The sequence below is a fragment of the Pseudomonas sp. A-R-19 genome (assembly GCF_019956575.1).
In the GTDB taxonomy this organism is placed as follows: Bacteria; Pseudomonadota; Gammaproteobacteria; order Pseudomonadales; family Pseudomonadaceae; genus Aquipseudomonas.
Genome location: NZ_JAHBDR010000071.1, coordinates 191769 through 204632 on the forward strand (window position 1 = coordinate 191769; position 12864 = coordinate 204632).

Consider the following 12864-nt stretch of genomic DNA (forward strand, 5'->3'; position numbering starts at 1 on the left):
GGTTGGCATGATACCCGCTCTCGATGACTGGATAAAGGCTGAATTGAACAAAATCTGAACAGTTAATCTGTTATTACCCGTGGTTTGGTTTGCCAGGGGGAGTCAGAAAGTCAGCGTCAATCGGGGATCGATGAAGCGTTTCACTCCGGCGAGTGAAAGCTCAGACTGTAGTTCACGGCCTTGGCGCCGGGGTCGAGAATGTCCAGGGCGATGTGGATCGGCGTTTGCGGAGGCATTTCCGCCATGCCTTCGAGATCACCATTGAGGTATTCACCGGGTTTGAAGCGGCGACTGGCTATTAGATGGCCATTGAGGTCGGCGAAGCGCAGTTCCAGCAGCGGGAAGGGCTGGGAGAAGGGCGCGCGGTTGTAGATGATTGCGTCGACCACCAGGGCGCCGTTGAACTCGGGATGGCTGCGTACAACCAGGTTGCTGCTTTTGATCTTCGCAATGTCGACTTTGGAGGGCACGGTGCAGCCGATCTGCGGGCACAGTTGCTGGAACCACGGGCGATATTGATCCTGTCGCGCCAGTTCGTCGAAATGGTAGGCGATGTACTGGCCGGCGAGGGCGCCAGCGGCAATCAGCACCAGCAGCAACCACATCAGCCGTCGGCCCCAGGGCGAGCGGCGTTTTTGCCAGTCCAGTTGCAGCGGGTCGTCGGTCAGGTCTTGCAGCACTTCGGCGCGTACGCCTTGCTCGCTGCGTTCGCGTCGCTTGCGCAGCGGTTCGATCGAGGGCAGGTCGTCGTCGATTTCGCTCTCGTCGGCGGCCGACAGGCGTTCGTGGTGCAGCGGCGCATCGAGAGGGTCGTGCAGGCGCAACTGGGGTGGCTGCGGTTCGTCGTCGAGATCAACCGGCTCCAGGGACAGCGAAGGCTCGGTGCGCGAGGCTTTGCCCGGTTCAGTCGACGGCTCTGGCGATTCAAGGCTGTCGAGCGGTTCGTCGACTTGCGCGCGATCAGCCGCCGATTCACTGAACAGGCTGTCGGACCATTGCTCCTCGTCATCCTGCCCGGTGCTGTCGCGACGGGCGCTCAGCGAATCGTCGCGATGGCGGCCGAGTTCGGTGGTCGGCTGGATTTCCCGCTGTTCGAGCCGGGCGAGTTCTTCGTCGAGGTCGAGACTGTCCAGGTCCAGCTCGGTCGCACTCCATTGCTTTTGGCTGATGGCACGCGGTTCTGCGGGGTCCGGCGTTTCGGCAATGACCGGAGCGGTCGGAGCAACCGGTTCTTTGCCGGCCTGCTCAAGCAGCTGTTTGGCTGCGTTGAACACTTGCAGGCAGGAGCCGCAACGAACCACTCCGCGAGCCACGCTCAATTGGGCATGGCTGACGCGGAAGCTGGTTTGGCAATGCGGGCACTGGGTGACGAAGCTATCGGTCATGCGGCGATCCGGATTATGCAGGCGGCCATTCTAGCGCCGACGGCCAGTGATGCGCACCCAGCCATCGCGATTGGCGATCGGGTCCAGATCGAAGTCCTTGGCGTAGGCGGCAGCGACGTCGTCGCCCTGTTCGGCGAGGATGCCCGACAGCGCCAGGCGCCCGCCCGACTTGACCAGGCGGGACAGCTGCGGTGCCAGCGAGACCAGCGGGCCGGCGAGAATGTTGGCTACCAGCACGTCCGCCTGCACTTGCGGCAAGTCTTCCGGCAGGTACAGCGGGAACAGATGTTCGGCAATGTTGTTGCGTCCGGCGTTGTCGCGGGAGGCTTCCAGCGCCTGCACATCGATATCGGTGCCCACGGCCACTTTGGCGCCGAGCAGCAGCGCAGCAATCGCCAGGATCCCCGAGCCGCAACCGAAGTCCAGCACGTTGCAGTCTTTGAGGTCCTGACCGTCGAGCCATTCCAGGCACAGCGCGGTGGTCGGGTGGGTGCCGGTGCCGAACGCCAGGCCTGGGTCCAGCAGCAAATTCACGGCATCAGGTTCCGGCGCGGCGTGCCAGCTCGGCACGATCCACAGGCGCTGGCCGAAACGCATCGGCTGGAAACCGTCCATCCAGCTGCGTTCCCAGTCCTGGTCTTCGATCACTTCGCTGTGGTGTTCAGGCAGTGGGCTGCCGGTCAGCAACTCCAGGTGGGCCAGTACCGGGCCGGGCTCGGTGCCACCCTCGAACAGGGCCAGCAGGTGCGTGTGCGACCACAGTGGCGTGGTGTTGAGTTCCGGCTCGAAGATCGGCTGATCTTCGGCGTCCATGAAGGTCACCGACACGGCGCCCACTTCAAGGAAAGCGTCTTCATAGGTTTCGGCTTGTTCTGGGCTGATGGCGAGACGTACTTGCAGCCAAGGCATGGCGGGCACCTTTGAAAAATGTTGATTGCAGCCTAGCGGGCTGCGAGAAGCGCGCAAGTTTACGCGAGAGTGCGGGTTTTGTGGGAGCTGCATTAGCTGCGCAGATGTTGAGCGAAGCAGGGCCCTGTTGGAGCGGGCTTGCTCGCGAAGAGGGAGTGTCAGTTAATGAATGTTTGGCTGATACGCCGCTTTCGCGAGCAAGCCCGCTCCCACAATGGGATTTGAGTTACTTCCAGATACAACAAAGCCGCCCGAAGGCGGCTTTGTCGATGGGGTCGAAGCTTAGTGCTTCTCGGCAGCCAGCTTGTGCTCGAGGTAGTGAATGTTCACGCCCCCTTTGCAGAAGCCTTCGTCGCGGGTCAGGTCGCGGTGCAGCGGGATGTTGGTCTTGATCCCGTCGACAACGATCTCGTCCAGCGCATTGCGCATGCGCGCCATGGCTTCGTCACGGGTTGCACCGTAAGTGATCAGCTTGCCGATCAACGAGTCGTAGTTCGGCGGAACGGCATAACCACTGTACAGGTGCGAATCGACGCGAACGCCGTTGCCGCCTGGGGCGTGGAAATGCTTGACCGTGCCCGGGCTCGGCATGAAGGTTTTCGGGTCTTCGGCGTTGATCCGGCATTCCAGCGCGTGACCGCGGATGACCACGTCATCCTGGGTGAACGACAGCTTGTTGCCGGCGGCGATGCTGAGCATCTCCTTGACGATGTCGATACCGGTGACCATTTCCGAAACCGGGTGCTCTACCTGGACACGAGTGTTCATCTCGATGAAGTAGAAACGACCGTTTTCGTACAGGAACTCGAAAGTGCCTGCACCACGGTAACCGATGTCGATGCACGCCTTGACGCAACGAGCCAGAACTTCCTGGCGGGCCTGTTCGTCGATGCCCGGTGCTGGCGCTTCTTCGAGAACCTTCTGGTGGCGACGTTGCAGCGAGCAGTCGCGGTCACCCAGATGGATGGCCTGGCCCTGGCCGTCGGACAGCACCTGGACTTCGACGTGACGCGGGTTGGTCAGGAATTTTTCCAGATAGACCATCGGGTTGCCGAACGCCGCGCCAGCTTCGGTGCGGGTCAGTTTGGCGAAGGAGATCAGGTCTTCTTCCTTGTGTACCACGCGCATGCCGCGACCACCGCCGCCGCCAGCGGCCTTGATGATCACCGGGTAACCGACTTCGCGACCAATGCGCAGGGCGGTTTCTTCGTCTTCCGGCAGCGGGCCGTCAGAACCCGGAACGGTCGGTACGCCAGCAGCGATCATGGCGTGCTTGGCCGATACCTTGTCGCCCATCAGGCGAATGGTGTCGGCTTTCGGGCCAATGAACGCGAAGCCGGAATTCTCGACCTGTTCGGCAAAGTCGGCGTTTTCCGCAAGGAAGCCGTAGCCCGGGTGAATGGCGGTGGCGCCAGTCACTTCGGCCGCGGCAATGATTGCCGGAATGTGCAGGTAGGAGTGGGCCGCCGATGCCGGACCGATGCAGACGGATTCGTCTGCCAGGCCCAGGTGCATCAGTTCCTTGTCAGCCTTGGAGTAAACGGCGACGGTCTTGATGCCCATCTCTTTGCAGGCGCGCAGGATCCGCAGGGCGATCTCACCGCGGTTGGCGATCAGAACTTTTTCCAACTTCGCAGTCATCAAAGGCTCTCCGCGGTTCAAACGATGGTGAACAGCGGTTGGTCGTACTCAACCGGCTGGCCGTCTTCGACGAGGATGGATTCGATCACACCGCTGGTTTCAGCTTCGATGTGGTTCATCATCTTCATGGCTTCAACGATGCACAGGGTGTCGCCTTTCTTCACGGTCTGGCCGACTTCTACGAAGGACGGCGAGGTTGGCGAAGATTTGCGATAGAACGTACCAACCATCGGCGAACGGGCAACGGTGCCGTTCAACGCTGGAGCGGCGGCAGCAGCAGGTGCCGCAGCGGCAGCCGGAGCGGCGGCAGGCGCGGCAACCGGAGCAGGCATTGGAGCCGGTGCGTAGTACTGCTGAGCCGGGGTCTTGCTATGACGGCTGATACGTACGGACTCTTCGCCTTCCTTGATCTCGAGCTCGTCGATGCCGGACTCTTCCAGCAATTCGATCAGTTTCTTAACTTTACGGATATCCATGAATCATCAACTCCCAAGGGTCGGTCAGGGGCGGTTAACTTGTAGTTCAAGCTGTTCCAGGGCGGCCTCCAGGGCCAGTCGATAACCGCTGGCGCCAAGGCCGCAGATCACTCCCACCGCTACGTCGGAGAAGTAAGAGTGATGGCGGAAAGGTTCGCGTTTGTGCACGTTAGACAAATGCACTTCGATGAATGGGATGCTCACCGCCAGCAGCGCGTCACGTAATGCGACACTTGTATGTGTAAAAGCTGCTGGGTTGATCAGAATGAAGTCCACGCCTTCGGTGCGGGCGGCGTGAATGCGGTCGATCAATTCATACTCGGCATTGCTTTGCAGGTGCAGCAGATGGTGACCGGCTTCGCGGGCACGGCGTTCCAGGTCCTGGTTGATCTGCGCCAGCGTCGTGGCGCCGTAGGTGCCCGGTTCACGAGTGCCGAGCAGGTTCAGGTTGGGTCCGTGCAGAACGAGTAGCGTCGCCATCGGCGGTTCCTTTGTTATCTGTGTGCAGTTGTCAGAACCCGGCGACTATGCCGCAAAGCCTTTGTGACTGTCCAGTTCTCTGCAATAGCCAGCACGATGACCGATGTTTGCGCGAAATATATGACTGCTTGATTAAATGTGGTCATTCGCCCTGGCAACACGATCGGCGAAGTCTTTGGCGTTGATCTCGCCGATCACCCGCACATTGGCGCGTTCGACGCCGTCCTTGCCGAAAAACATCAGGGCGGGCGGGCCGAACAACTGGTAACGGTCGAGCAGGGCGCGTTGCTCGGCGTTGCTGGCGGTGATGTCGAAGCGGACCAGCCGGTAGCCCTTGAGGTGTTCGACGACGACAGGGTCGTTGAGCACTTCGTGCTCGATGACTTTGCAACTGATACACCAGTCGGCGTACCAGTCGAGCAGCAGCGGGGTGCCAGACGACCGGGCCTCGGCGAGCACGCGGTCCAGATCGGCGGGTGTGCTGATGGTTTGCCAGGCACTGGAGTCTTGCCCAAGCTGGTTGCTCTCGACGACGCGCGGCTGGCCAATCGGATTGAAGGGGTCGGTCTGGCCGCTGAATGCGCCGTACCAGCAGGCCAGGGCGTAAAACACCAGGAACATTCCGAGCAACTGCCCGAGGCGCTTGCGCGGCGGCTTGTAGACGAACTCCAGCGCGCCCATGAACAACCCGACGCCACCGGCCAGAAGGCCGATCAACAACAAAGTGATCTGGCCCGGCAGTACGCGGCTGAGCAGGCCTATCGCCAGTCCCAGCAACAGCACACCAATCGCGTTTTTCACGTAGACCAGCCATGGGCCGCTTTTCGGCAGCCAGGCTGCGCCACCGGTGGCCACCAGCAATAGCGGTGCGCCCATGCCGAGGCCGAGCATGAACAGTTTCAAGCCGCCGCCCAGCGCATCGCCGCTGGCGCTGATGTACAGCAGTGCGCCGGCCAAGGGCGCGGAAACACAGGGTGAAACCAGCAAGCTGGAGACCACGCCCAACACCGCGGCGCCCCACAGGGACCCACCTTCGGTGCGGCCGGCGATGCGGTCCAGGCGACTGCTGATGGCGTGCGGTAACTTGAGTTCGAAGACGCCGAACATCGCCAAGGCAAATACGGCGAAAAACATTGCGAACGGCACCAGCACCCAGGCCGATTGCAGGCGCGCCTGCAGATTGAGTTGGGCGCCGAACAGGCCCATCAGGGCTCCGAGCAGGGCAAAGCAGGCGGCCATCGGCAGCACATAGGCCAGTGACAGATTGAAACCACGCCAGCCGCCGACCTGGCCGCGCAGTACCACACCGGAAAGTATCGGCAACATGGGCAGCACGCAGGGCGTGAACGTCAGGCCCAGGCCGGCGAGGAAAAACAACGCCAGTTCGCGCCAGCTCCAAGCATAAGCCGTCGCCGGAGCGCCGCCGCCGTCGATGCTCAAACGCTCGGTTTCCGGCGGATAGCACAGGCCTTTGTCGGCGCAACCCTGATAGGTCACGGCCAAGGTGAAGGCGCGTGGGTCGGTGCGCGGTAGCTCGACATCGAGAATGCCGTGGTAGACCTCGACATCGCCGAAGTATTCATCGTGTTTTTTCTGGCCGTCGGGCAGTTTCGCCGCGCCGAGGACGACTTCGGCCGGATCGGCGCGAAACTGAAAACGGTGACGGTAGAGGTAATAACCTTCGGTGGCGACGAAGCGCAGCTTGATCGATTGCGGTGTGCTTTCTACCAGGCTCAGCTTGAAGGCTTCGCGAACCGGCAGGAAATCGGCGCTGTTGTTGATCGAGCCCAAGGTGGAGCTGGGTCGGTTCTCCAGCAGGCCAGTGGCGCCGGCCGGCAGGGCGAACACTAAAAACAGCAGGCAGAGCAAGCGGCGCATGACGATCTCGCGTATCGGAATTGGGGGGATGATAGCGGACAGGCGAAGTGTATGCAGGCACGCGTTTGTGGCGAGGGGGCTTGCCCCCGTTTGGACCGCGTAGCGGGCCCAAAACAAGCGACACCGTGATTCCTGTCTGAGCGTGTGGTTTGACATTGCGGTCGCTACGCGACCGAACGGGGGCAAGCCCCCTCGCCACAAGGGTCTATCAGACGCGGAACGCCTGAACGGCCGTGTGCAATCGTCCACCCAGCACCAGCAAATTCTCCCCTTGCTCGCGCCCTTCGCCGATACGCAGCAGGTTATCCCCACCCAACTGGTGAATCCGTTCGCTATGGTCACGAATCTCGCTGACAGCGCCGCTCTGCTGGGCGGTGACATCGGCAATGCGTACCGCCGTGTCGGAAATGGTCTGGATCGCCCCGACGATTTTATCCAGCGCGCCATCGGCGGCTTGGGCCTGGTTGGCCGTGGCTTCGGCGTGTTCGACCTGGGCGCGCATGCCTTCCACCGATTGCCGCGCGGCGGTCTGCAGCCCGGCGATCAGCGTCTGGATTTCTGCCGTGGCCCCGGCGGTCCGTTGCGCCAATGAGCGCACCTCTTCCGCCACCACGGCAAAGCCGCGCCCCATTTCCCCGGCGCGGGCCGCTTCGATGGCGGCGTTCAGGGCCAGCAGGTTGGTCTGGTCGGCAATCGAGCGGATCACCGTCAACACGCCGCCGATGGTCGCGGACTCTTCGGCCAGGTGTTCGATCATTTGTGCATTGCCTTGCACTTCGTCCACCAGCGCATGCAGGCCGGTGAGGCTCAGGCCGATGACTTTCTGCCCGTGCTCCACCGCCAGGCCGGCGTGGCGACTGGCGTCGGCGGCCTGGCTGGCATCGCCGGCGACTTGTTGAATGGTCGCTTCCAGTTCGCTGAGGGAGTCACGGATCAGTGCCGTGTCGCCGGCCTGGTGCTCGGCGCCGCTGTGCAAGTCGTTGCTCAGGTCGGCCAGGGTGCGGCTGCTGCCGGCCACTTGCTCGGCATTGACGCGAATGGTCCCCACCAGGTCCACCAGATAAGCGCGCAAGCGGTTGAGCGAGGCTTCGATGTCATGCAATTCGCGGTTGGTGTTGCCCAGTTGAATGTCGCGGCTGAAGTCGCCTTCGGCCCAGGTCGACAGGGCCGGGGCGAGATTGGTCAGGGTCCGGGCGAGTTTGCGCTGCAGGGTGTCGATCAGCAGTGCGATCAGCAGAATCAGGCCGATCATCACGCCTTGCATCAGCCGCACTTCACCCTGGATCTGCCCGTGCTGGGCGCGTACAACCGGTTCCAGCCCGGCAATGGCCTGTTGCACGTCGGCGATTTTCAAGTGAGTCGCGCTGCTGAGGTCGGCGCGTTTCTGGATTTGATCGCGGGTGCGCGCGAGCTCGGCCGGGTAGCGGGTGAGCAGGCTGTTGAGCTCGCGCTTGAGGCCGACGCCGGCATCTTCGGCAACGGTTTTTTCCTTGTTCTCAAGGCCCATCATCGAGGCGAAATCGTCAGTGTTCGACTCACTGCTGGTGGTCACGCCCAACAATGGCAGGGCGTCGAGTTTTTCGGCCTGGGTGCGGATGCTGGCCACTTCGCGCTCAACGTCGGCGGCCAGTTCACTGCGGCCGCTGCTGACCAGTTTGTCCCGGGCCAGGGACAATTTACCCAGGTGCTGCGACGCGGTGAGCAGCGGTGTCAGGTAGGCCGCATTACCGCTGGCGTACTGGCTGAGTTGATCGAGGCTGGCGCCCAGTTCCCGTTCGGCTTGCAGCAGCAAGGCCTGTGGGTCGCCGGCCAGTTTGCCGGCAGCCAACAGGTCGGTTTTGCTGAATTCTTCGAGGGTCGACAGGCTGGGACGCAAGGTCTCGGCCAGGGCCGGTGGCAATTCGCCGAGTTGTTTTTGCAGGCTGTCGATGCCTTGGGCGGCACTGCTCAGGCGCAGTGCATCGCCGCTGCCGAGGTAATCCTCGACGCTGCGCGCGACTTCATTCTGAAACTGCTGCGACAGGCCCAGGTAGCGCTCCATTAATAGATACGGACGCTCAAGGGCCTTCTGCGACCACCACAGCGTAGCGCCGAGGGCGACGCACACGGCCACCAGAAGGAGGGTATTGAGATTGGTCAGCAGCTTCAGGCGCATTACGGACTACCAACGGCAGAAATGGTAAGTGCCTGAAGTTATTGCGTTTCTGTTACAGGGTTATGACTGTATCGGTCGAATCCGATAAAAAAGTGGCACTTTGCTTTGATGTGCGCGCCGCTTGTACGCGATTGCGTCCGCCACCCTTGGCGCGATACAGCGCTTCATCGGCCAGGCTGGCCATCATCAGGCTGTCGGAGCTTTCGCATAACTCCACCACCCCGGCGCTGAAGGTGCACCACAGGTCCTGGGGTTGCGCGGGGTAGTGAATCTCGGCAAAACGTTGGCGGATTTCATCGAGCACGTTATAGGCCGCTTCGATATCGGTGTCCGGCATGACGATGGCGAACTCCTCGCCACCGTAGCGACCGATGAAGTCGGTTTTGCGCAGGCGTTGCTTGAGAAACAGCGCCAGGCTCTTGATCACCCGGTCGCCCATGGGGTGGCCGTGGCTGTCGTTGACCCGTTTGAAGTGGTCGATGTCGAGCATGGCAAAGCTCAGCGGCTTGCTTTCGCGACGGGCGCGGAACGAGCAGTCTTCGAGCAATTGCAGGATATGCGTGTGGTTGTACAACCCGGTGAGGCTGTCGCGAACCATCCGCGCCTTGAGGTTGCGAGCCCTGGCGGCGCGGTTGCGCACGGTGGTGATCAGGTGCCGGGGCTTGATCGGTTTGGTCAGGAAGTCATCGCCGCCTTCGCTCATGGCGTCAAGTTGCTTGTCCAGGTCGTCTTCGGCCGACAGGTAAATGATCGGCACGCTGACGTAACGGTCGTTGTGGCGGATTACCTTGGCCAATTCCGTACCGGTGCAGGCCGGCATGTACATGTCGAGGATGATCAGGTCCGGCTGGAAATCCGCCAACTCAGCCATGGCCTGGATCGGCTCGATCAACGTGCGGGTGACGATCCCGGCGCTGTTGAGCAGGCGCTCGGTGTGCAGGGCCTGGGCGCGGGAGTCGTCGATGATCAGCACTTTATAAGGTTCGTACTGGGCCACGCAGGTCAGGACTTCGATCTTCTCCAGCAGGCTCGACGCTTCGAGGGTGCCGGTGAGGAACTCCTGGCCGCCGGCACGCACGGCGGCGAGGCGGGTCGGGGTGTCGGTTTCGTGCAGGCTGAAGAACAGCAGCGGCAGTTGATGGTCGAGGCCTTCCTGGGCTTCGGCGGCCAGTTTCAGGCCGACGCCGGGGCCGCTGAAATCCACGTCCATGACAATCGCCGCCGGTAAACGCTCGACCATCGATGAGCGAAACGCGACTACGCTGTCCAGGGACTGGGCACTGAGGCCGAAGAACTCCAGTTGTTTGGCCAGGCGCTCGGCACGGTCGTGATCCTGCAACACTACATAGATGGGCTTGCGCAGTGGCGGCAGGAAGGTTTGATCGAGTTGGTCGCCATGGCGCAGGCCGGTGCGCGACAGGCGCTGCATCAAACGATTGAGATCGGTGATCAGGCCGCTGCTAAGGCGTCCGCGATTGGCGTCGACCGCCTCCAGGGATTGACCGATATGGCGCGCCAGTTGCGTGTGTTCCGGTTGCTCGAAGCGCTCGGCGAAACGCAGCAGGCGCAGATTGGCCTCGCTCAGTTCCGAAAGGTCGGCGGTGGACCACTCACTGCGTTGCAGGCGCTGCCATATCTCAAGAATCTGACGAGCCTGATGAATTACCCGCTGGGCAAAGTGGTGCTTGAGGCGCTCGCGGCTGGGGTCTTCTGGCTCGGTCATATCCTGACTACTAGTTAGGGTGCACACTGAGGTCGACTGGTGGCTCTATGCTAGCACCACTTTTCCGTTACATGAGTGCTGTGCGTCAATAATCTGCAATGTAGCCTCATTCAGTTTGTGACCGTGCGGTCTGGTTCTAGCCTTTTGGGTCGCGGTGTGCGGAGGGCGAAGTGCCTTGATCAGGGCACTTGGCAGGTGTGGGGTGGCCAATGACGAGTGACTGGCTTTGGGCTGCGCCTGAGTTTTTTGTCAGTTCTGATCGGTTGGTTTTTTCGGGTTTGCGAGGGTCGGGGATTCCCTTAGAGGCGCAATCCAAACCATTAGGTGGTTTTCGAGGGCCGCAGTGTCATCGTATGGGCGGGAACACTGTTTATCCGTAAACCCGGTAATTTTCCCCATCGGTGCGATGGCGGGTGCCGGGCCAAGGCACGTTGTTGTATGGTTGTGGTCGAACCGTTGAACTCAAGAGATTGAAAGGATATCGCCATGCTGGACTGGAAGAACCGCACAGGCAGTGCGCCTGAACGTGCCGCTGAACCGAAGTCGGAGGCCCGCAGTTATCTGGGCGGTCTGTTGTTCAGCCGGGCGCTGGCCACTCTGCTGGGCATCTACCTGTTGGTGGCGAGTGTCCTGGGCTGGTACTGGAGCCAGGAGCCGGCACTGTTCCCGGTCCAGCAAACCGCGCAGATGGCGGCCGAGAAAGAAGGCAAACAGATGGTCGTCGGTTACACCACGGTGGAAACCCTCAAGACTGTCGCCGGTACCTTGCTGACCAAGCCGGGTGGCTATATTTCCAACGACCGGTTCCCGCCAGGCCTGTGGATGGACAACATGCCGAGCTGGGAATATGGCGTGCTGGTGCAGGTTCGCGACCTGAGCCGTGCACTGCGTAAAGACTTCGCCCGTTCGCAGTCGCAGTCCGCCGAAGACGCCGACCTGGCCAAGGCCGAACCGCGTTTCAACTTCGACAACAAGAGCTGGGTGCTGCCGTCCAGTGAGTCCGAGTACCAGGAAGGCATCAATTCCCTGAGCCGCTATCAGGCACGCCTGTCCGATCCGAACCAGAAGAGCGCGCTGTTCTATGCCCGCGCCGACAACCTGAACAACTGGCTGGGTGATGTCGGTACCCGTCTGGGCTCGCTGTCACAACGGCTGTCGGCCAGTGTCGGCCGGGTCAAGCTCAACACTGCGCTGAAGACCGAAGTGGTGACGCCGGGTGTGGCGCCGCAAGTCGATGAAGAGATCGTCGAAACGCCATGGCTGCAGATCGACAACGTGTTCTACGAAGCTCGGGGTCAGGCCTGGGCCTTGTCGCACTTGCTGCGCGCCATCGAAGTCGACTTCGCCGATGTACTGGCCAAGAAGAACGCCACGGTCAGCGTGCGCCAGATCATTCGTGAACTGGAAGCGTCGCAGGAACCGGTTTGGAGCCCGATGATCCTCAACGGCAGTGGCTTCGGCGTACTGGCCAACCACTCGCTGGTCATGGCCAACTACATTTCCCGGGCCAACGCCGCGGTGATCGATTTGCGTCAACTGCTCAATCAGGGCTGAGTCATGGTTGATAACACCAGGGAAGCCGCGCACCGTGCGGCCTCCGATGCCGAACAAATTGCCTGGGTCGACGAGCAGGACAACCTGCTCGGCGCCCTGGTCCGTTCCGATTTACGCGAGCGCGGGCTGATCGGGCGCGGCACCTACATCATGTTGTTCAACTCCGCTGGCGAGCTGTGCGTGCACCGGCGCACCCTGAGCAAGGCGATCTATCCCGGTTACTGGGATGTGGCGGCGGGGGGCATGGTGCTCGCCAGTGAAACTTACGCTGAGTCGGCGGCAAGGGAGCTGGAGGAAGAACTGGGCGTGAGTGGCGTGGAACTGACTGCCCATGACCACTTTTTCTTCGAGGACACCGGTAATCGCCTGTGGTGTTCGGCGTTCTCGGCGGTGTGGGACGGCCCGTTGACCCTGCAACCGGAAGAGGTGCTCGAAGCGCGCTTTATCCCCATCGATCAAGTCATGCTGGAAATCGAGCAAAAGCCTTACTGTCCGGACTCTCTGGCCGCGTTGAAGCGCTATTTGCGCTCACGCGGGATCGACGTCGCAAAACAGCTATAAATTGGCGCCGATTGGCTCTTAGCAATCGGCGTTTTTGCCGTTACACTGCGCGACCTTTTCAAACTGAACCGGTATTGCTGGTTGTTGCTGTTGTAGGAGCGA

10 protein-coding genes are annotated in these 12864 nt (G+C 61.4%); 2 read left to right on the forward strand and 8 right to left on the reverse strand.

Features of this window, described 5'->3' with window-relative positions; all coding sequences use genetic code 11:
• Positions 1-140 precede the first annotated feature (140 nt).
• The 8 genes from KGA88_RS20870 to gcbA all read right to left on the reverse strand — a co-directional run bounded on the left by KGA88_RS20870 (position 141) and on the right by gcbA (position 10647).
• A complete protein-coding gene (locus tag KGA88_RS20870; protein WP_223594027.1) occupies positions 141-1385 on the reverse strand; it encodes a DUF3426 domain-containing protein in 1245 nt (414 codons plus the stop codon).
• Positions 1386-1415: 30 nt separating this feature from the next.
• On the reverse strand, positions 1416-2294 hold the full coding sequence (prmA, locus tag KGA88_RS20875; RefSeq protein WP_223594029.1) for a 50S ribosomal protein L11 methyltransferase: 879 nt from the start codon (positions 2292-2294) through the stop codon (positions 1416-1418).
• A gap of 282 nt (positions 2295-2576) precedes the next feature.
• On the reverse strand, positions 2577-3935 hold the full coding sequence (accC, locus tag KGA88_RS20880) for an acetyl-CoA carboxylase biotin carboxylase subunit (RefSeq protein WP_110662154.1): 1359 nt from the start codon (positions 3933-3935) through the stop codon (positions 2577-2579).
• A 17-nt stretch (positions 3936-3952) separates the two neighbouring features.
• Positions 3953-4411: an acetyl-CoA carboxylase biotin carboxyl carrier protein gene (gene accB, locus KGA88_RS20885; RefSeq protein ID WP_110662153.1), complete on the reverse strand. Its 459-nt coding sequence runs from the start codon at positions 4409-4411 to the stop codon at positions 3953-3955.
• Between the two features lie 24 nt (positions 4412-4435).
• On the reverse strand, positions 4436-4891 hold the full coding sequence (aroQ, locus tag KGA88_RS20890; protein ID WP_110662152.1) for a type II 3-dehydroquinate dehydratase: 456 nt from the start codon (positions 4889-4891) through the stop codon (positions 4436-4438).
• 132 nt (positions 4892-5023) lie between these two features.
• Positions 5024-6769, reverse strand: a complete 1746-nt coding sequence (locus tag KGA88_RS20895; RefSeq protein ID WP_110662151.1) for a protein-disulfide reductase DsbD — start codon at positions 6767-6769, stop codon at positions 5024-5026.
• 208 nt (positions 6770-6977) lie between these two features.
• The gene (locus KGA88_RS20900) at positions 6978-8924 is read right to left on the reverse strand and encodes a methyl-accepting chemotaxis protein (protein ID WP_110661296.1); all 1947 of its coding nucleotides are present in this window, start codon (positions 8922-8924) and stop codon (positions 6978-6980) included.
• Positions 8925-8976: 52 nt separating this feature from the next.
• Positions 8977-10647, reverse strand: a complete 1671-nt coding sequence (gene gcbA, locus KGA88_RS20905; protein WP_110661297.1) for a diguanylate cyclase GcbA — start codon at positions 10645-10647, stop codon at positions 8977-8979.
• Between the two features lie 486 nt (positions 10648-11133).
• Here gcbA and KGA88_RS20910 point away from each other — a divergent pair, with 486 nt between their 5' ends.
• A complete protein-coding gene (locus KGA88_RS20910; RefSeq protein WP_110661298.1) occupies positions 11134-12201 on the forward strand; it encodes a DUF2333 family protein in 1068 nt (355 codons plus the stop codon).
• Positions 12202-12204: 3 nt separating this feature from the next.
• Complete coding sequence (locus KGA88_RS20915) at positions 12205-12762, forward strand: NUDIX hydrolase (protein WP_110661300.1); 558 nt, start codon at positions 12205-12207, stop codon at positions 12760-12762.
• Positions 12763-12864 lie beyond the last annotated feature (102 nt).

Excerpts from the sequence above, each read along its gene's own strand:
- aroQ (WP_110662152.1), bottom strand. The coding sequence starts at position 4,891 with ATGGCGACGCTACTCGTTCTGCACGGACCCAACCTGAACCTGCTCGGC.
- KGA88_RS20910 (WP_110661298.1), top strand. The coding sequence starts at position 11,134 with ATGCTGGACTGGAAGAACCGCACAGGCAGTGCGCCTGAACGTGCCGCT.
- prmA (WP_223594029.1), bottom strand. The coding sequence starts at position 2,294 with ATGCCTTGGCTGCAAGTACGTCTCGCCATCAGCCCAGAACAAGCCGAA.
- KGA88_RS20895 (WP_110662151.1), bottom strand. The coding sequence starts at position 6,769 with ATGCGCCGCTTGCTCTGCCTGCTGTTTTTAGTGTTCGCCCTGCCGGCC.
- KGA88_RS20900 (WP_110661296.1), bottom strand. The coding sequence starts at position 8,924 with ATGCGCCTGAAGCTGCTGACCAATCTCAATACCCTCCTTCTGGTGGCC.
- accC (WP_110662154.1), bottom strand. The coding sequence starts at position 3,935 with ATGACTGCGAAGTTGGAAAAAGTTCTGATCGCCAACCGCGGTGAGATC.
- gcbA (WP_110661297.1), bottom strand. The coding sequence starts at position 10,647 with ATGACCGAGCCAGAAGACCCCAGCCGCGAGCGCCTCAAGCACCACTTT.
- KGA88_RS20870 (WP_223594027.1), bottom strand. The coding sequence starts at position 1,385 with ATGACCGATAGCTTCGTCACCCAGTGCCCGCATTGCCAAACCAGCTTC.
- accB (WP_110662153.1), bottom strand. The coding sequence starts at position 4,411 with ATGGATATCCGTAAAGTTAAGAAACTGATCGAATTGCTGGAAGAGTCC.
- KGA88_RS20915 (WP_110661300.1), top strand. The coding sequence starts at position 12,205 with ATGGTTGATAACACCAGGGAAGCCGCGCACCGTGCGGCCTCCGATGCC.